Origin of the sequence: Microbacterium sp. WHRI 7836 (genome assembly GCF_040223885.2) — a bacterium.
Classification (GTDB): Bacteria; Actinomycetota; Actinomycetes; order Actinomycetales; family Microbacteriaceae; genus Microbacterium; species Microbacterium oxydans.
Genome location: NZ_CP168171.1, coordinates 2,613,305 through 2,632,026, shown reverse-complemented (window position 1 = coordinate 2,632,026; position 18,722 = coordinate 2,613,305). Strand labels below are relative to the sequence as shown.

Below are 18,722 nucleotides of genomic sequence, written 5' to 3'. Positions count from 1 at the left end.
ACGAGAAGCCCCCTTCTTGATCTCTCACCTCGGAGTACTGCCATGCCCTCTGCTCTCTACCTGCTCGCCCTTGCCGTCTTCGTCATGGGCACGTCCGAATTCATGCTCGCGGGTCTCCTGCCCGCGATCGCCGCCGATCTCGACGTCTCCGTCGGCACCGCGGGTCTGCTCACCTCGGCCTTCGCGGTCGGCATGGTGGTCGGCGCGCCGATGATGGCGGCCTTCGCACGCCGATGGCCGCCCCGACGCACGCTGGTCGCGTGTCTCGTGCTGTTCGCCGTGTGCCATGTCGTCGGGGCGCTGACCCCGATGTTCCCGGTGCTGCTCCTCACCCGTGTGCTCGCGGCGCTCGCCAACGCGGGCTTCCTCGCGGTGGCCCTGCGCGCGGCCACTGCCATGGTTCCGGCCGATCGGAAGGGGCGGGCGCTGTCGATCCTGCTCGCCGGCACGACGGTCGCCACGGTCGCGGGAGTGCCGGCCGGCTCCCTGCTCGGTTCGGCCCTGGGGTGGAGGGCCACCTTCTGGGCTGTCGCCCTCCTGTGCGCTCCGGCGATCATCGGCGTCGTGCGCGGCGTCGCGAACTCGGTGGGCTCAGCGGAGCAGGCCGCAGCCTCACCGCGCCTCCGCGCAGAACTCCGTCAGCTGGCGACGCCGATGCTCCTGCTGCCCATGGGCATCGGTGCGCTGATCAACGGTGGCACCTTCGCGGCTTTCACCTTCCTCGCCCCCGTCGTCACCGAGGCGGCGGGTCTTGCGGAGATCTGGGTGTCGGCGGCGCTGGTGCTGTTCGGTATCGGTTCCTTCCTCGGCGTGGCGCTCGCGGGCCGGCTCTCCGACCGGCGTCCCGGGCTCGTGCTCTTCGTCGGCGGACCGCTGCTGCTGACGGGCTGGGTCGGGCTGGCGGCGTTCGCCTCCGCCCCGGCTGCGCTCCTCGCGCTCGTCTTCGTGCAGGGCGTGCTGTCCTTCGCCGTCGGGAGCACGGTGATCACCCGCGTGCTCTACGCCGCATCGGGTGCGCCCACGATGGGGGGCTCGTACGCCACGGCGGCATTGAACGTCGGCGCGGCCGTCGGTCCGGTGCTCGGTGCGGTTGCACTCAGCGCGGGGTGGGGGCTGCTCGCCCCGATCTGGGTCGCGTCAGGCCTGACAGCCGCGGCTCTCGCGATCCTGCTGCTGACGCGTCACACCCAGCCGGGCAGCCAGTTGTGCAGCAGCCAGAAGTCGTAGGGCACACTCATCCCGGTCCACAGCGGCAGGAAGAACGCCGACACCAGCACGACGAAGGCGAGGAAGATCATCACGGTGCGCTCGCCCGACTGTCGACGGTGCAGCGGATCCTCGCGCTTCCCGGCGATGATCCGCAACGTCATCGCGAGGGCGATCACCAGGAACGGCATCATGACGACCGTGTAGAACTGGAAGATCGTGCGCTCGGGGAACATGAGCCAGGGCAGGTACGTCACAGCGAGACCGACCAGGGGGATGCTCAGCTCCGGGCCCACGGGCTGCTTCGTGATCCACCCCCGCACGAGGCGGTACACCAGGTAGATCGAGGCCGCGACGCTCGCGTACCAGATGAGGGGATTCGGGATCGCCGAGATCACGCCGATGCAGTGGTCGGTGCCGCATCCCGTGGGGTCGGAGTCGACCCAGACCGCGGTGGGGCGCAGCAGGAACGGCCACTCCCATGCGGCGCTCGCATACGGGTGCCCTCGGGTGAGACCGACGTGGAAGCCGAGCATCGACTCGTGGTACTTCCACAGGGCGATCAGCGGGTTGGAGTCGCTCTGCCGGTCGTACCCTCCGGCCGTCACGAGCCATCCGGTCCAGCTGACCAGGTACACGGCGAGAGCGGGGAAGACGAGCAGCACGAACGAGACGGGACCCTGGCGGAACGCGGCGGCAGTCGGCCACAGGACCACTCCGGCGCGGCGCCGCGCCAGCGCATCGGTGATGACGACGTAGAGGCCGAAACCCGCGAGCACGTACAGGCCCGACCATTTCACGGCCGAGGCCGCCCCGAGCGCCAGCCCTGCGGCGACGAGCCAGGGGCGACGCCAGAGCACCGGCCCCCAGAACGGGTCGGGACGCTCGGGGTCTCGCCTCTCGAGCACGGGGATCGTCCGCTGCCGGTCGATGATCACGAAGAGCACGCCCAGCAGGACGAAGAAGGTCAGGATGCCGTCGAGCAGGGCGATGCGGCTCATCACGATGCTCAGACCGTCGATCGCGAGCAGCGTCCCCGCCACGCTCGCGACGACGACGGAGCCGCTGAGGCGGCGGGCGATCAGGTAGACCAGCAGCACCGATGCGGTGCCGAGTACCGCGGTGGCGAGGCGCCATCCCGCGCTGTTGTCGGGTCCGCCGATCGCCATGCCGAGCGCGATGAGCCACTTGCCGAGCGGGGGGTGCACGATGAACGCGCCCTGCTCGGACAACGGCAGCTGCTGCAGCGTGACGAACGCATCGTTGGCGTTCTCGCCCCAGGTGCCCTCGTAGCCCAGGGTCCACAGCGACCAGGCGTCTTTGACGTAGTAGGTCTCGTCGAAGGCGAGCTGGTGCGGGTGGGCGACGTTGATCAGGCGCAGGAGCGCGGCGATCGCGGTGATGACGAGCGGCGCGAGCCAGCGGATCGCGCGACCCCAGTCGGGATCCAGCAGCAGACGATCGCGGAGCTGCCCGTAGCGCGTCGACCGCTCGGGGGGAGCGGGGAGCAATGGTTCGGGCGCGGTCACCGGTCCAGCCTAGACAACGTGCCTTCTCGTTCCGCTGCATCGCGCCCGCCTAAGCTGGGCGGGTGATCATCCTCGCCGCCACTCCGATCGGAAATCTCGGCGACGCGTCTCGCCGCCTCGTGGAGGTGCTGGAGAACGCCGAGGTCGTCGTGGCCGAGGACACCCGAACCACGCAGCGACTGCTCAAGGCGCTGGAGATCGACAACAGACCTCGCCTGATCGCCCTGCACGACCACAACGAGAAGCAGAAGGCGGCCGAGCTGGCGGCGCTCGCCGCGGAGACCGACATCGTCGTGATGAGCGATGCCGGGATGCCCACCGTGAGCGATCCGGGATACGGATTGGTCGCCGAGGCCGTTGCCCAGGGCGTGACGGTGACCGCGATCCCCGGGCCGAGCGCGGTGCTGATGGCACTGGCGATCTCAGGCCTGCCCACCGATCGCTTCACGTTCGAGGGCTTCCTGCCGCGCAAGCCGGGGGAGCGGCGTTCGACTCTTCGCGCCCTGGCTGCCGAACCCCGCACCATGGTCTTCTTCGAGTCGCCCGCACGTCTGGCCGGTGCGTTGACGGACATGGGAGCCGCGTTCGGCGACGAGCGGCGCATCGCCGTGTGTCGCGAGCTCACGAAGTTCTACGAGGAGGTACGCCGCGGCACTGCGCCCGAACTCGTCGCGTGGGCGGAGGACGGCGTCAAGGGCGAGATCGTGATCGTGGTCGAAGGGGCCTCCCGCCGAGACGCCTCTCCGGAAGACGCCCTCACCCAGGTGCAGACGCTCGTCGCGGACGGCGTCCGCCTGAAGGACGCCGCCTCCGAGGTCGCCGCCCTCACCGGTCTCTCCTCCCGCGACCTCTACCAGGCGGCTCTCGCCGCTCGCTCCGGAGGAGTGTGACCGTGAGCAAGGCGGCGACCGTGTACGACGTGGCCGATCGGGCCGGCGTCTCGATCGCCACGGTCTCGCGCGTGCTGCGCTCGCCGGATGCCGTGCGTCCGGTCACGCGGGAGCGCGTGCTCGATGCGGTGACCGCCCTCGGGTACGTCCCCAGCGGCAGTGCCCGCGGACTCGCCGAACGCCGCACCGGCGTGCTCGGGCTGTACTTCCCCGGCTTCGACGCCGCGGAGGATGCCCCGCCGCTCGACGCGCTCTCCGCCGCTGAGGAACACGCGCCTCCCTTCGCGATCGTCCGCGATGAGACCGAGTCCGACGGCGGGCACACCTCGATGCTGTTCCTCGACGAGGTGCTGCGCGGCGCCGAGCTCGAAGCATGGAAGCAGGGTTTCGTACTGATGGTCGGTGTCGGCCGCGATGATCCTGACCGTTCCACGGTGCGGGACATGGCTGGTCGGGTCGACGGCCTCATGGTGCTCGCGAGCAGCGTGCCGGACGACGTTCTGGCGCGACTGGCGCGACGCATCCCCGTGGTGGTGCTCTCCGGCCCGCCGCGCGGAGATCACTACGACCACGTGACGGTGAGCAACGCCGAGGCCATGGCGGAGCTGACCCGGCACGTGCTCGGGCAGGTGGGAGACGGGCGGCTCGCCTTCCTCGCGGGACCGGCGGACTCTCCCGACGGTCTGCAGCGCTGGGACGGTTTCGCCGCCGCGGTGGCGGGGGCGGGGCGGAGCCTCGACGACGTGATGGTGCTGCGCGGCGACTTCACAAGGGCGTCTGGTCGGAGGGCGGCCGAGGAGCTTCTCGCCACGGGTACGCCGGCCGCGCTGATCTCGGCGAACGATCAGATGGCGCTCGGAGCGCTCGACGTCTTCCGCGGAGCGGACGTCCACGTACCGGACGACATGCTCGTGACGGGCTTCGACGGCATCGAGGCCGCTGCCCTGTCGCAGCCCCCGCTGACCACGATACGTCAGCCGATGATCGATCTCGGACGCGCGGCCGTGCAGGTGCTGGCCCGCCGCCTCGAGCACGCCGAGGCGGAGCCCGTGGTGGCCCGTCTGCCGCTGCAGATCCTGCTCCGCGAGAGCTCGCAGCGCCCCGTCTGACCGGCCGGAAACGCTCGCCGCGCCGGTGTCAAGGGGTTGCGATCTCAAAATGTATGCGCTTACAATCTGGAAGGCGGCGTCGGTCGCCGGTCATGACAGAGACGACATGAGGTGGCAGATGTCAGAGGGCACAACGCCGAGAGGGCGCGTGATGCAGCGCTGGCGCAGAGCGGCGATCGTGGGCCTCGCGGCCGTGGCGGTCGCACTCAGCGGCTGCAGCATCCAGATCACATCCCAACCCGATCCCTCGATCGGTGCCGACACGATGCTGATCAATGCCGACAAGGGCAACCCGTTCTTCACGAAGAACTTCAACCCGTATCTCACCAACACGCGCACCGCGTCCCGGTGGATCTACGAGCCGCTCATCCTGATCAACCCGCTCGACGGCACGCAGAACCCCTGGCTCGCGTCCGAATGGACGCAGCCCGACGCCCGCACCATCGTCATGACGATCCGCGATGGCGTCACCTGGAGCGATGGGGAAGACCTGACGCCCGAAGACGTGGCGTTCACCTTCCAGCTGCTCAAGGACAACCCGTCCCTCGACATCAAGGGTGCGTGGCAGCACCTCGACAGTGTCGACACCTCGGGCGACGATGTGGTGCTGCACCTCAAGACCGAAGACGCCCCCTCGCTATCGATCCTGGGCCAGACCATGATCGTCCCCGAGCACCTCTGGGCCGACGTGAAGGATCCGGGCACATACCGCAACGAGAACCCGGTCGGCACCGGTCCGTTCGTGCTCGGCAACTACAACGACCAGCAGTACTCGATGGACAAGAACCCCGACTACTGGCAGGCCGACTCGATCGAGATCGAGCACATCATCCTCCCCGCCACGAACTCCCAGCTCGACACCGTCACCCGCGGCTATGACTGGGCCTACTCCTTCATCTCCGACGTCGAGGGCACCTGGGGCGCGGCGAGCGAGCACAACAACTGGTGGTTCCCGCCGGGTGGCGTGATCGCGCTCATGCCGAACCTGGAGGTGGCGCCCTTCGACGACGTGAACGTGCGCCGGGGCATCGCTCTCTCGCTCGACCGCGACGAGATCGCCGAGACGGCATCGGAGGGCTACATGAAGCCGGCCGGTCAGACCGGACTCATCCTGCCCAACCAGCAGCAGTACCTCGATCCGAGCATCCCCGACCAGGGCATGATCACGCAGGACAGGGACGCAGCGCTCGCCGCCTTCGCCGAGGCGGGGTACACACTCGACGGCGACCGGCTCATCGGGGCCGACGGCCAGCAGCTCGAGTTCGCCCTGACCACCGCGAACGGCTACTCCGACTGGACGCGCGCGGCGCAGACCGTGCAGAGCCAGCTCGCCGCGGTCGGCGTGAAGGTCACCCTCAAGCTCCCGCAGCCCGCGGGCTATCAGAGCGCGATCAGCAACGGCGACTTCGAGATGGCCATCGGCGGCATGGGGAACGGCGACATCTACCAGGCGTACAACAACCTGCTCTCCAGCGAGTTCTATGTGCCGTCCGGCGAGGCCACGGCGAACAACTTCGAGCGCTACAAGTCACCCGAGGTCGATGAGCTGCTGGCCGAGTACCGCGAGACCGTCGACACCGCTCGCCAGACCGAGATCGTCAAGGAGCTGCAGCGCATCGTCTACGACGAGATGCCCGTGATCGGCCTCTACTACGGCGGCATCTGGGGCCTGTTCAGCGATGCCAAGTTCACCGGCTGGCCGAGTGAGGAAGACCCGTACATGATCCCGCAGAACTACGACTCCGCGCCGCTGGGTATCTTCACCCGGCTGGAGCGAGTGCAGGAGGACGACAAGTGAAGTACGTGCTCCAGAAGTTCGGCCTGTTCGTGCTCACCCTGTGGGCCGCGGTCACCCTGAACTTCTTCCTGCCGCGGATGATGCCGGGCTCCCCGGCGGATGCCGCCATCGCCAAGCTGTCCCAGAACGGGCCGGTGTCGGATGCGACGCGTGCCGCCATCGAGGCGCAGCTGGGTGTTCCGACCGGGTCGCTGTGGGATCAGTACATCGCCTACCTCGGTCAGGTCGTGCGGCTCGACTTCGGCGTTTCGTACACGTTCTACCCGCAGTCGGTGTCGAGCATGGTCTCCACGGCCTTCCCCTACACGATCGGGCTGGTCGGCATCGTCACCGTGCTCGCGTTCGTGATCGGCACGCTCATCGGAGTGATGGCCGCCTGGCGCCGAGGGACGTGGCTCGATTCGCTGCCCACGCTGACCGGATCGTTCCTGAGCACGTTCCCCTATTTCTGGACGGCGCTGCTGCTGCTCTTCTTCTTCGGGTACGTGCTGCACTGGTTCCCGACGACCGGCGCCTACTCCGCGACGACGACCCCTGGCTTCACGTGGGAGTTCCTCGGTGATCTGATCAGTCATGCGTTCCTTCCGGCGCTGACGATCCTGCTCACCTCGCTGGGCGGCTGGATCATCGGGATGCGCAACGCCATGATCAACACCCTCGGCGAGGACTACATCACCTTCGGTGAGGCGAACGGTCTGCGGGGGCACACGATCGCCCTCCGGTACGCGGCCCGCAACGCGATCCTGCCGAACCTCACGGGCTTCGGGCTCACGCTCGGCGGTGTGGTGGGCGGATCGATCCTCGTCGAGCAGGTCTTCGGCTATCCCGGCATCGGATACCTGCTGTTCAACGCCGTGATCGGGCAGGACTACCCGCTCATGCAGGCGCTCTTCCTGATGATCACCGTGAGCGTGCTCATCGCCAACTTCCTCGTAGACATCCTCTACGGGGTTCTCGACCCGAGGACTCGCCGATGACCTCCACCATGAACGTCAAGATCCCCGCCGAGCGCATCGCCGCGCCCAGCCCGTGGCGCGCCTTCGGACGCATGGTCGCCACGCTCTGGAGCAACGGCAAGGCGCGGCTCGGGCTGTGCATCCTCGCCTTCTTCGTGCTGGTGGCGGTGTTCGCCCCTCTCCTGGCCCCGTACGGCGCGAAGGACAACGGCTTCGAGCGCAACGCCGATGCGTCGTGGGCGCACTGGCTCGGCACGACCGCTGCCGGGGAGGACGTGCTCAGCCAGCTCATCTACGGCGCACAGGTCAGCCTCCTGGTCGGCTTCGCCGCCGGAATCCTGTCCACGATCGTGGCCGTGCTCATCGGCCTCAGCTGGGGGTACATGCGAGGGTTCCTCGGCGAGGTGATCGGCTTCATCGTCAACCTCTTCCTCGTGATCCCCGGCCTGCCGCTCATGATCGTGATCGCCGCCTACCTGCAGAACGGCGGCATCCTGATGATCATCGCGGTGATCGTCGTGACCGGTTGGGCGTGGGGTGCGCGTGTGCTCCGCAGCCAGACGCAGTCGCTGCGGGGGAACGATTTCGTCACCTCGGCGCAGTTCTCGGGCGACAGCAGGACGCGCATCGTGTTCCGCGAGATCCTGCCGAACATGACCTCGATCATCGCGGGCACCCTCTTCGGTGCGGCGACTGCGGCGATCCTGGCGGAGGCGGGGCTGGAGTTCCTCGGCCTCGGCGACTCCAGCATCGTCAGCTGGGGCACCATGCTCTACTGGGCGCAGAACTCCAACTCGCTGCTCACCGGACAGTGGCTGCTGCTGTTCGCCCCCGGTCTGTGCATCGCCCTGCTGGCGCTCAGTCTGACACTGATCAACTTCGGCGTGGACGGCATCTCCAATCCGCGCCTGCGAGAGGGGAAGGGGCGATGACCGCCATGACGGAGAACATCGACATGCGCGAGAACGACATCCTGCTGGACGTGCAGAACCTCTCGGTGGAGTACGCCTCGCCGGGGACGACGCCGGTCACCGCGGTCGAGGACGTCTCGTTCTCCCTCCGCCGTGGGGAGTTCGTCGGACTGGTCGGCGAATCCGGCTCAGGGAAGTCCACGCTCGGATTCGCCCTCACACGACTGCAGAAGCCGCCGGCACGGATCAGCGCAGGACGCATCCTGTTCGGAGGACGTGACATCCGGGAGCTCGACGCCGAGGAGCTGCGCCGTCAGCGTCAGGGTGGGTTCGCGATGGTGCTGCAGTCGGGCATGAACGCGCTCAACCCGGTGCGCACGATCGGCAACCACTTCCGCGACATCTTCGCTGCGCACGGTCACGTGCCGAAGGACGCGCGCGAGGCGAGGACTCAGGAGCTCGTGGGCAAGGTGGGCCTCGATCCCTCGGTGCTCGCACGCTTCCCGGGCGAGCTCTCCGGCGGCATGCGCCAGCGCGCCTCGATCGCCCTCGCCCTGTCGCTCGAACCGCAGCTGATGGTGTTCGACGAGCCCACCACCGCGCTCGACGTGCTGGTGCAGCATGCCGTGATGGACACGATCAAGGACCTGCAGCGGGCCGAGCGCTTCACCGCGATCCTGATCAGCCACGACCTCGGCATCGTGCTGGAGGCGACGGACCGGGTGATGGTGATGCACGAGGGGCGCATCGTCGAGGACGCCAGGAGCATCGACATCCTGGAACGCCCGAAGGACGAGTACACGCGGATGCTGCTGAGCCACTACGCCGACCCCCGGGCCGAGAAGATCGAGATCCCCGGATTCCTCGACGCGGGCACCCGGCGTCGTGAGGGACGTTCGCGCACCGACGTCACCGAGACCCTGCCGACCGTGTCGTCGCGCGACACCCGTCGGGCGGATGCGGCGATCGTGGTCGAGGGCGTCTCGAAGCACTACCCGGCACCGCGTCGCGGACAGAGCGCCGTCACCGCGGTCGACGACGTGTCGTTCCGGCTGGAACCGGGGGAGTCCCTCGCCCTGGTCGGCGCATCGGGTTCGGGCAAGTCAACCATCGCCAAGATGCTCACCGGCGTCGAGAAGCCCACCTCCGGCACCGTCCGCTTCGGGGACACCGACGTGGCGACGCTCAAGCGCCGCGGTCTGCGCGATCTGCGCAAGGACGTGCAGATGGTGTTCCAGGATCCGTACGCGGCGCTCAACCCGCTGCACACGGTCGAGTACGCCCTGACCCGGCCGGTCGTGAACTACACGAAGCTGCGCGGTCCGGAGGCCAGAGCCCGGGTGTTCGAGCTGCTCGAGACCGTCGGCCTGACTCCCGTCGAGCAGTTCGCGGCCAAGCTGCCGCACCAGCTCTCCGGAGGACAGCGACAGCGCGTGGTGATCGCCAGGGCGCTCGCGAGCGACCCGCAGGTGCTGATCGCCGACGAACCGGTCTCGATGCTCGACGTATCGCTCCGCGCCGGAGTGCTGGCGCTGCTGGAGGACCTGCGCGAGCGGTGGGGCATCAGCATGCTCTACATCACGCACGACCTGCTGAGCGCGCGTCTCGTCACCGAGAACATCCTCGTGCTCAACAGCGGCCGAGTGGTCGAACGCGGTGAGACCTCGCAGGTGCTGCAGCATCCGGAGGACCCGTACACGGTCGAACTGCTCGACGCCGTGCCGAACCCCGCCCGCGCCCGCTGACGCGCGGACGACGCCTGCAAGAAAGAGAGAGGAGCGCATCCGTGCTCACATTCCCCGACGGCTTCCTCTGGGGTGCCGCGACAGCGGCCCACCAGGTGGAGGGCAACAACACCACGAGCAACTGGTGGGCGATGGAGCATGCTCCCGACTCGCCCATGGTGGAGCCCTCCGGTGACGCTGCCGACCACTTCCACCGCTACCCGGAGGACATGCGGCTGCTCGCCGAGGCGGGGCTGAACTCCTATCGCTTCTCGGTCGAGTGGGCGCGGATCGAGCCGGAGCGCGGGTTCATCTCGCGGGCGATGCTCGACCACTACCGCCGCATGATCGACACGGCGCGTGAGAACGGACTGGACCCCACCGTCACGCTCATGCACTTCACGGTGCCGCAGTGGTTCCAGAAGGACGGCTTCTGGCGCGCGGACGACGCGGTGGATCTGTTCTCCCGCTACGTCGAGACCGTGCTGCCGATCCTCGACGGCGTCGACTACGTGTGCACGATCAACGAGCCGAACATCGCCGCGATGCTGGCCGGGGGAGAGGACGCCGCGAACCTCGTCGCCTACGGCCTCCCGAACCCCGACCTCGCCGTGGCCGACACCCTGCTGGACGCGCACCACCGCGCGTCCGAGATCCTGCATTCGGTGCCGGGAGTCAAAGCCGGATGGACGATCGCCACACAGGCGTTCCACTCCACAGGTGAGCCCGGAGCCGACGAGATGCTCGCCACGTACGGCGATCCGCGCGACCACTGGTACCTGGAGCAGTCGGCCGGAGACGACTTCGTCGGCGTGCAGGCATACACCCGCACCTTCATCGGCCCGGAAGGTCCGCGTCCGGTGTCGGACGACGTCGAGACGACGCTCACAGGCTGGGAGTTCTTCCCCGATGCGCTCGAACTGGGCGTGCGCAGCGCGTGGGAGCGCAGCGGTGGGGTACCGATCCTCGTGACGGAGAACGGCATCGCGACCTCCGACGACACCCGACGCGTCGCCTACACGCAGGGAGCGCTGGAAGGCCTGCACCGCGCGATCGCCGACGGCATCGACGTGCGCGCCTACCAGCACTGGAGCGCGCTCGACAACTACGAGTGGGCCAGCGGCTTCCGGCCCACGTTCGGGCTGATCGGCTTCGACCACGAGACCTTCGAGCGGTTCCCGAAGCCCTCCCTCGCCTGGTTGGGAGAGGTCGCGCGGCGCAACGGGCTCTGAGCGGGGTTACCCTCGGGTCATGACGAACGCGCAGCACGCGACGAGGGACGACACGCTCCGCTCGGCTGCGGCCGGACTGAGCGCGTCGTTCCTCGCCGTCGGGCTGGCAGAGCTCGTCGCCGCTGTGGTCGAGCCGAGTGCGAGCCCGTTCGCGGTGATCGGGAGCGGACTCATCGACCTCGCACCGAGCTGGGCGAAGGACACCGCGATCGCGCTGTTCGGCACCGGCGACAAGGTGGCGCTGATCGTGGGCATCGCTCTCGTGCTCGTGGTCGTCGCCGCCCTCGCCGGCATCCTGGAGCGGCGACGGTCCGGTATCGGAGCGGTCATCCTCGGCGCACTCGGTGTGCTCGCGGTCGTGGCCGCGATGATCCGTCCGGGCGCTGGACCGTTCGCCTGGCTCCCGGGTCTCGTCGCCGGACTCGTCGCGGTGGTCGTGCTGCGTCTCCTCGTCGCTCGACTGCGTCCGGTCGCGGGCCTTGCGCCCGACGGTGAAGACCGCAGGCGGTTCCTGATGTGGACCGCCGGAGTCGCCGCAGCGGGTGCCGTCGCCCTCATCGTCGGTAATGTCGCGCGCGGAGCGAGCCGATCGATCGAGGCGGTCCGCGACGCCCTGCGGCTGCCGAAGGCGGCACGTGCGGCAGCGGCAGTACCTGCCGGTGCGGAGCTGGCGATCCCGGGCCTCGCTCCTGTCGTGACCCCGAACGCGGAGTTCTACCGCATCGACACGGCACTGATCGTCCCTCAGGTCGACCCCGCCGACTGGTCGCTGCGCATCCACGGCATGGTCGATCGCGAGGTGCGCATCACCTGGGACGAACTGCTCGCCATGCCGCTGCAGGAGGCGGACGTGACGCTCGCCTGCGTGTCGAACGAGGTGGGCGGATCGCTCATCGGCAACGCGCGCTGGCTGGGGCTGCCGATCCGCGAGCTGCTCGCGCGTGCGGGCGTCGACGCGGAAGCGGACATGGTGCTCTCCACCTCGGCAGACGGCTTCACGGCGTCGACGCCGCTCGAGGCGCTCACCGACGATCGGGACGCTCTGCTCGCGATCGGCATGAACGGCGAGCCGCTGCCGATCGAACACGGCTTCCCGGTGCGGATGGTGGTGCCGGGGCTGTACGGCTACGTGTCGGCCACGAAGTGGGTCACGCAGCTGGAGGTCACGAGGTTCGACCGCGCCACGGCGTACTGGACGAGCCGGGGGTGGTCCGATCACGGGCCCATCAAGCTGCAGTCGCGCATCGACGTCCCGCGCCGCGGACAGTCGATCCCGGCCGGGGACGCGGTGATCGCGGGAATGGCGTGGCAGCAGCATGTCGGGGTCGCCGGGGTGGAGGTGCGCATCGACGAAGGGCCATGGCGCAGGGCGGATCTCGCCACCGCGATCTCCGCCGACACGTGGGTGCAGTGGAGCCTCGAATGGACCGCCGAGAGCGGTTCGCACACCATCGAATGCCGGGCGCTGAGCGCCGACGGTGAGACGCAGACCTCGGATCCGGCCGCCCCCGCACCCGACGGTGCGCAGGGATGGCACCGCATCGACGTCTCCGTCGCCTGAGCGCGAAACCACCTCTCGTGCGGCACCTAGAATTGCTCCATGCCCGCAGGCGATTCCTTCTACATCACCACGCCCATCTACTACCCCTCCGACGTGCCGCACATCGGTCACGGGTACACGTCGGTGGCCGTCGACACCCTCGCACGGTGGCACCGCCAGGCGGGCGATGACACCTGGATGCTGACGGGCACCGACGAGCACGGTCAGAAGATGCTGCGCGCCGCCGCGGCGAACGGGGTCACTCCGCAGGAGTGGGTCGACAAGCTCGTCAGCGAGAGCTGGTTCCCGCTGTTGGAGACCCTCGACGTCGCGAACGACGACTTCATCCGCACCACGCAGGAGCGGCATGAGACGAACGTGCAGACGTTCTTCCAGCGCCTGTACGACCGCGGCTACATCTACGCGGGCGAGTACGAGGCGCTCTACTGTGTGGGCTGCGAGGAGTTCAAGCCGGAGTCGGAGATCGTCGACGGCACCGGACCCTTCGAGGGCCTGAAGGTCTGCGCCATCCACTCGAAGCCGCTGGAGCTGCTGCAGGAGAAGAACTACTTCTTCAAGCTCAGCGAGTTCCAGGACCGGCTGCTCGAGCTGTACAAGACCCAGCCCGACTTCGTGCGCCCCGACTCGGCGCGCAACGAGGTCGTGTCGTTCGTGAGCCAGGGCCTCAAGGACCTCTCGATCTCCCGCTCGACCTTCGACTGGGGAATCCCGCTGCCGTGGGACGAGTCGCACGTCATCTACGTGTGGGTCGACGCGCTGCTCAACTACGCCACGGCCGTCGGGTACGGCTCCGACGAGGAGACCTTCGAGCGCCGCTGGCCGGCGTACCACGTGGTCGGCAAGGACATCCTGCGCTTCCACGCCGTGATCTGGCCCGCGCTGCTGATGGCGGCGGGACTCGACGTGCCGAAGGGCGTCTTCGCGCACGGCTGGCTGCTGGTCGGCGGCGAGAAGATGTCGAAGTCGAAGCTCACCGGCATCGCGCCGACCGAGATCACCGATGTCTTCGGCTCCGACGCGTACCGCTTCTACTTCCTCTCCGCGATCGCCTTCGGCCAGGACGGCTCGTTCTCGTGGGAGGACCTGTCCGCTCGCTACCAGGCCGAGCTCGCGAACGGCTTCGGCAACCTCGCCTCGCGCACGACCGCGATGATCGAGAAGTACTTCGAGGGTGTCGTGCCGCCGGCGGCCGAGTACACCGAGAAGGACCTCGCGATCCAGAAGATCGTGGCGGATGCCGCGTCGAACGCGGATGCGGCCATCGCGAACTTCCGCATCGACGAGGCGATCTCGGCGATCTGGACCATCGTGGACGCGCTCAACGGGTACATCACCGCGAACGAGCCGTGGGCGCTGGCCAAGCAGGCGAACAGCGGCGACGAGGAACAGCGTGAGCGTCTCGCCACCGTGCTCTACACCTGTGCCGAGGGGCTGCGTGCGCTCGCCGTGCTGCTCTCGCCGGTGATGCCGCAGTCGACGGAGAAGCTGTGGATCGCCCTTGGCGCCGCCGAGACCCTGGGCCGTCTGCAGGACCAGCCGATCCGCGAGGCCGGAGCCTGGGGCGTGCTGCGCCCCGGCACCAGCGTCAACGGCCTGGCGCCGCTGTTCCCGCGGGTGGAGTCCGCGGCCTGAGCGATGTCGGGTACGTATGTGCAGCGCCGTGACGGTGACGGACGCAAGGATCTGAGGTATCCCGCCGCGCCCGAGCCGCTGGCCGTTCCGGTGTACGACAACCACGCGCACCTGGAGATCGTCGACGGCGACGAGCCGCTGAGCCTCACCGAGCAGCTCGACCGCGCGGCGGCCGTTGGCATCGCCGGCGTCGTGCAGGCCTCGGGCGACATCGAGTCGTCCCGGTGGGCGGTCGAGGCCGCGGAGTCGGATCCCCGCGTCCTGGCCGCCGTCGCCATCCACCCGAACGATGCCCCGACGTACGCGGAAGAGGGCCTGCGGGGTGGCGTGGGCCTTCACGAGGCCATCGAGGTGATCGACGAGCTCGCCGCGCACCCCCGCACCAGGGCGATCGGCGAGACGGGACTCGACTTCTTCCGCACAGAGCCCGAGCGCCGCGCGCCGCAGTTCGCCTCGTTCGAGGCGCACATCGCGCTCGCGAAGAAGCACGGCATCGCGATGCAGATCCACGACCGCGACGCGCATGAGGCCGTGCTCGAGACGCTCTCCCGTGTCGGCGCCCCGGAACGCACGGTGTTCCACTGCTTCTCGGGCGACGACGCGATGGCCCGCCTCTGCGCGGACGCCGGTTACCACCTGTCGTTCGCCGGCAACGTGACGTTCAAGAACGCGCAGAACCTGCGGGATGCGCTGAAGGTGACGCCGCTCGATCGCATCCTCGTCGAGACGGATGCCCCGTTCCTCACCCCCGTGCCGCTGCGGGGCCGCCCGAACGCGCCCTACCTCGTGCCGATCACCGTGCGTTTCATGGCCGCCGAGCTCGACATCGAGGTCGACGAGCTGTGCGCCCAGCTGGCCGAGAACACCCTGCGGGTCTACGGCTCGTTCGCCGACTGAGTTTCGGGTTCCACGTCTTCGGGCCCGGTCACGGCGACGGGCTTCGCGCTCACGATCTGCGAGATCGGCTTCCACACCAGCAGCAGGGTGAGGGCCGCCCCGACGAAGGCGAACCACCAGGGCGCGGTGAGTCCCCACACCTGGGCGATCACGCCGCCGAGCGCCTGCCCGACGACCATGCCGCCGAACACCCCGACCATGTTCACGGAGGCCACCCGGCCCTGCAGCTCGGCGGGCACCAGACGCTGTCGCACGGTCGTGGAGATCGTGCCCCAGACGAACGCGTACGCCCCGAAGAAGAACATGATGATCAGCGCGACCCATCCGGCGGTGGTGAGGGCGAACGCCAGGTGCATGAGCACCTCGAGCGACAGCACGACACGCATCAGGGTGGCGAAGGAGACGTGTCGCTCCAACCAGCCGAAGCTGAGCGTCGCGAGGATGCCACCGGCCGCCGACGCGGTCGTGAGGGCGCCGTAGCCCACCGCGCCCATCTGCAGGTGCTCCGTCGCGTAGAGCACGAGCACACCCCAGGGCGCCGCCCAGGTGATGTTGAACACCAGGATGATGAGCACCAGCGTGCGCACGGGCGGGTTGCGCCACAGCCAGCGGAGCCCCTCGGCGATGTCGGTGTGCACCGGCGTGTGCTCGTCGGTCGCGCGCGGCGGCACCGGGGTGCGAGCCATGCGGGAGATGAGCACGACCGCGAAGCTGACGCACACGACTTCGAGCAGGAACGGCCAGGCGGTGCCGGCGGCGAACAGGAAGGCGCCCAGCGGCGGACCGGCGAACTGGTTCGCCACCAGGTATCCGGCCTGCAGGCGTGCATTGCCGATGCCGAGGTCGGCGGGCTTCACCAGCATCGGCAAGAGCGTGCTGCCCGCCGTGTCGACGAAGACCTCGGCGGTGCCGTAGAGGAAGGCCACAGCGAGCACGATCCAGATGTTCGCGACGCCGGTGATCAGGAAGACGCACAGTGCGAGGAGCACGACAGCCCTGGCGGCGTTCGCGAACATGACCAGGCGGCGTCGGTCGAAGTGGTCGGCGATCGCTCCCGCATGCAGGCCGAACAGGAGCCAGGGGAGGAACTGCAGGATCGCGCCGGCCGCCACCAGGATCGGCGACGAGGTCATCGATGCGATCAGCAGGGGAGCGGCCGCGAGCGCGACGCCGTCACCGACGTTGCTCGTCCACGACGACGCGAGCAACCATCGGAAATCGCGGCCCATGCGACGGGGCGCGACGAGTTCTCCGAGGGAAGGCACCAGAGAAGACTACTGAGGAGGGGCGACATCGGAGTGTGGGGGAGAATGGGGGGATGACCGTCACCCTGCTCGGCGCCTCCGAGATCCGCCGCCTCGCCGCCGAGCTCGACGTCACCCCGACGAAGAAGCTCGGCCAGAACTTCGTCACCGATGCGAACACCGTGCGCAAGATCGTGCAGGCCGCCCGTGTGCAGCCGCACGAGCGCGTGGTCGAGGTCGGTCCGGGTCTCGGCTCCCTGACGCTGGCGATCCTCGAGACCGGCGCCTCCGTCACGGCCGTCGAGATCGACCACCGACTCGCGGACCGGCTCGCGCAGACGGCCGCCGAGCACGGTGTCGAGGCCGACCGCCTCACGGTCGTCGATGCGGATGCGCTGCGCATCACCGAGCTCCCCGGCGAGCCCACCGTGCTGGTCGCCAACCTCCCCTACAACGTCTCGGTGCCGGTGCTGCTGCACTTCCTGGAGAACTTCGCGTATCTCCAGCGCGGCGTGGTGATGGTCCAGGCCGAGGTCGCCGAACGGCTGGCCGCGAAGCCGGGCTCGAAGATCTACGGCTCGCCCAGCGTCAAGGCCGCCTGGTACGGCGAGTGGAAGCTCTCCGGAAACGTCTCCCGCCAGGTGTTCTGGCCGGTGCCGAACGTCGACAGCCTGCTCGTCGGCTTCGACCGGTCCGAGGGTGAGCGCGGCACGGAGGAGGAGCGCCGTCGCACGTTCCAGATCGTCGATGCGGCCTTCAACCAGCGCCGCAAGATGCTGCGTCAGGCACTGTCCGGGATCTTCGGCAGCTCGGCTGCCGCCTCGGAGGTGCTGACCGCCGCCGGTGTCGCACCGACGGCTCGGGGCGAGGACCTCACGGTCGAGGACTACCAGCGCATCGCGCAGCACGCTCCCGCGCTGGACGTGCTCTCCGACGATGTCGCTTCCACCCAGTAATCTGGCACCGTGACCGACTCCCCCCGCTTCCGTCCCGATGTCCCCGAGCTGCACCGTCCGTATGCCGCGGACGAGAGCCGCTACCAGCAGTTCGCCTACCGTCAGGTCGGCACGTCCGGCCTGTACCTGCCCCCGATCTCGCTCGGGCTGTGGTGGAACTTCGGCGACAACATCCCGCTCGACAACCAGCGCGCACTGCTGCGCCACGCGTTCGACCGGGGCATCACCCACTTCGACCTGGCGAACAACTACGGCCCGCCCTACGGCTCCGCCGAGAAGAACTTCGGCCGCATCTTCGCCGAAGACCTCCGCCCCTACCGCGACGAGCTGATCATCTCGTCGAAGGCCGGCTGGGACATGTGGCCCGGCCCGTACGGCGACTTCGCGAGCCGCAAGTACATCCTCGCGAGCGCCGAGCAGTCGCTGACGCGGATGGGCCTCGACTACGTCGACATCTTCTACTCCCACCGTGTCGACCCGGTCACCCCGATCGCCGAGACGGTCGGCGCGCTCGACACGCTCGTGCGCCAGGGCAAGGCCCTGTACGTCGGTATCTCCTCCTACAGTGCGGAGCGTACGGCCGAGGCCGTGGCCGTCGCCAAGGAGCTCGGCACCCCGCTCGTCATCCACCAGCCCGCGTACTCGATCCTGAACCGCTGGGTCGAAGACGGACTGACCGACACCCTGGAGCAGTCGGGCCTCGGCGCGATCGCGTTCACCCCGCTGGCTCAGGGCCTGCTCACCGACAAGTACCTCGGAGACGGCACGGCCGAGCGAGCGCAGAAGCGCGGCTCGCTGCCGGAGGGCCGGCTCACGGACGAGGCCGTGCAGACCCTGCGTTCGCTGAACGAGGTCGCTCAGGGGCGCGGCCAGTCGCTCGCGCAGCTCGCACTGCAGTGGACCTTGCGCAGCCCCGTCGTCGCCTCGGCGCTGATCGGCGCCTCGCGTCCTGAGCAGCTGGATGAGAACATCGCGGCCGTGAACGGTCCCGACTTCACGACCGAGGAGCTCGCCCGCATCGACGAGCTCGCCGGCGCCATCGACGTCAACCTGTGGGCGAAGTCCTCGGAGCTGTGA

At 68.7% G+C, this 18,722-nt stretch carries 15 protein-coding genes; 13 read left to right on the top strand and 2 right to left on the bottom strand.

Annotation, left to right across the window (positions count from 1 at the left end):
- Positions 1-42 precede the first annotated feature (42 nt).
- A complete protein-coding gene (locus ABRP18_RS12555; protein ID WP_179515875.1) occupies positions 43-1,227 on the top strand; it encodes a Cmx/CmrA family chloramphenicol efflux MFS transporter in 1,185 nt (394 codons plus the stop codon).
- Here the strand turns inward: ABRP18_RS12555 and ABRP18_RS12550 are convergent.
- Positions 1,182-2,735 carry a phospholipid carrier-dependent glycosyltransferase gene (locus tag ABRP18_RS12550; RefSeq protein WP_349884763.1) on the bottom strand — a complete coding sequence of 518 codons (1,554 nt, stop codon included), beginning with the start codon at positions 2,733-2,735 and terminating at the stop codon, positions 1,182-1,184. The genes ABRP18_RS12555 and ABRP18_RS12550 overlap by 46 nt on opposite strands.
- Before the next feature lie 62 nt (positions 2,736-2,797).
- Between ABRP18_RS12550 and rsmI the strand changes: the two genes are divergently transcribed.
- The 10 genes from rsmI (at position 2,798) to ABRP18_RS12500 (ending at position 15,445) form a co-directional block, all read left to right on the top strand.
- Complete coding sequence (gene rsmI, locus ABRP18_RS12545; protein WP_127012466.1) at positions 2,798-3,625, top strand: 16S rRNA (cytidine(1402)-2'-O)-methyltransferase; 828 nt, start codon at positions 2,798-2,800, stop codon at positions 3,623-3,625.
- 2 nt (positions 3,626-3,627) lie between these two features.
- Complete coding sequence (locus tag ABRP18_RS12540) at positions 3,628-4,734, top strand: LacI family DNA-binding transcriptional regulator (protein ID WP_113680832.1); 1,107 nt, start codon at positions 3,628-3,630, stop codon at positions 4,732-4,734.
- 118 nt (positions 4,735-4,852) lie between these two features.
- The gene (locus tag ABRP18_RS12535) at positions 4,853-6,532 is read left to right on the top strand and encodes an ABC transporter substrate-binding protein (RefSeq protein ID WP_046749727.1); all 1,680 of its coding nucleotides are present in this window, start codon (positions 4,853-4,855) and stop codon (positions 6,530-6,532) included.
- On the top strand, positions 6,529-7,509 hold the full coding sequence (locus tag ABRP18_RS12530) for an ABC transporter permease (protein WP_046749726.1): 981 nt from the start codon (positions 6,529-6,531) through the stop codon (positions 7,507-7,509). The genes ABRP18_RS12535 and ABRP18_RS12530 overlap by 4 nt, the downstream gene beginning before the upstream one ends.
- On the top strand, positions 7,506-8,420 hold the full coding sequence (locus ABRP18_RS12525; protein ID WP_046749725.1) for an ABC transporter permease: 915 nt from the start codon (positions 7,506-7,508) through the stop codon (positions 8,418-8,420). Before ABRP18_RS12530 ends, ABRP18_RS12525 begins: the two co-directional genes overlap by 4 nt.
- Positions 8,417-10,144: an ABC transporter ATP-binding protein gene (locus ABRP18_RS12520; RefSeq protein WP_349884762.1), complete on the top strand. Its 1,728-nt coding sequence runs from the start codon at positions 8,417-8,419 to the stop codon at positions 10,142-10,144. Before ABRP18_RS12525 ends, ABRP18_RS12520 begins: the two co-directional genes overlap by 4 nt.
- Positions 10,145-10,185: 41 nt before the next feature.
- Positions 10,186-11,355 (top strand): family 1 glycosylhydrolase, encoded by a 1,170-nt coding sequence (locus tag ABRP18_RS12515; protein WP_349884761.1) that lies wholly within the window; start codon positions 10,186-10,188, stop codon positions 11,353-11,355.
- Positions 11,356-11,374: 19 nt separating this feature from the next.
- Complete coding sequence (locus ABRP18_RS12510; protein ID WP_349884760.1) at positions 11,375-12,916, top strand: molybdopterin-dependent oxidoreductase; 1,542 nt, start codon at positions 11,375-11,377, stop codon at positions 12,914-12,916.
- Between the two features lie 39 nt (positions 12,917-12,955).
- Entirely contained in the window at positions 12,956-14,548 is a 1,593-nt protein-coding gene (gene metG / locus ABRP18_RS12505) for a methionine--tRNA ligase (protein WP_349884759.1), read from the top strand.
- Between the two features lie 3 nt (positions 14,549-14,551).
- Positions 14,552-15,445 carry a TatD family hydrolase gene (locus ABRP18_RS12500; protein WP_193761567.1) on the top strand — a complete coding sequence of 298 codons (894 nt, stop codon included), beginning with the start codon at positions 14,552-14,554 and terminating at the stop codon, positions 15,443-15,445.
- On the opposite strand, the gene ABRP18_RS12495 is transcribed toward ABRP18_RS12500, so the two are convergent.
- Positions 15,424-16,710 (bottom strand): MFS transporter, encoded by a 1,287-nt coding sequence (locus tag ABRP18_RS12495; protein WP_349884758.1) that lies wholly within the window; start codon positions 16,708-16,710, stop codon positions 15,424-15,426. The two genes, ABRP18_RS12500 and ABRP18_RS12495, sit on opposite strands and share 22 nt — an antisense overlap.
- Before the next feature lie 53 nt (positions 16,711-16,763).
- Between ABRP18_RS12495 and rsmA the strand changes: the two genes are divergently transcribed.
- Positions 16,764-17,645 (top strand): 16S rRNA (adenine(1518)-N(6)/adenine(1519)-N(6))-dimethyltransferase RsmA, encoded by an 882-nt coding sequence (gene rsmA / locus ABRP18_RS12490; protein WP_349884757.1) that lies wholly within the window; start codon positions 16,764-16,766, stop codon positions 17,643-17,645.
- Between the two features lie 9 nt (positions 17,646-17,654).
- On the top strand, positions 17,655-18,722 hold the full coding sequence (mgrA, locus tag ABRP18_RS12485) for an L-glyceraldehyde 3-phosphate reductase (protein ID WP_058632402.1): 1,068 nt from the start codon (positions 17,655-17,657) through the stop codon (positions 18,720-18,722).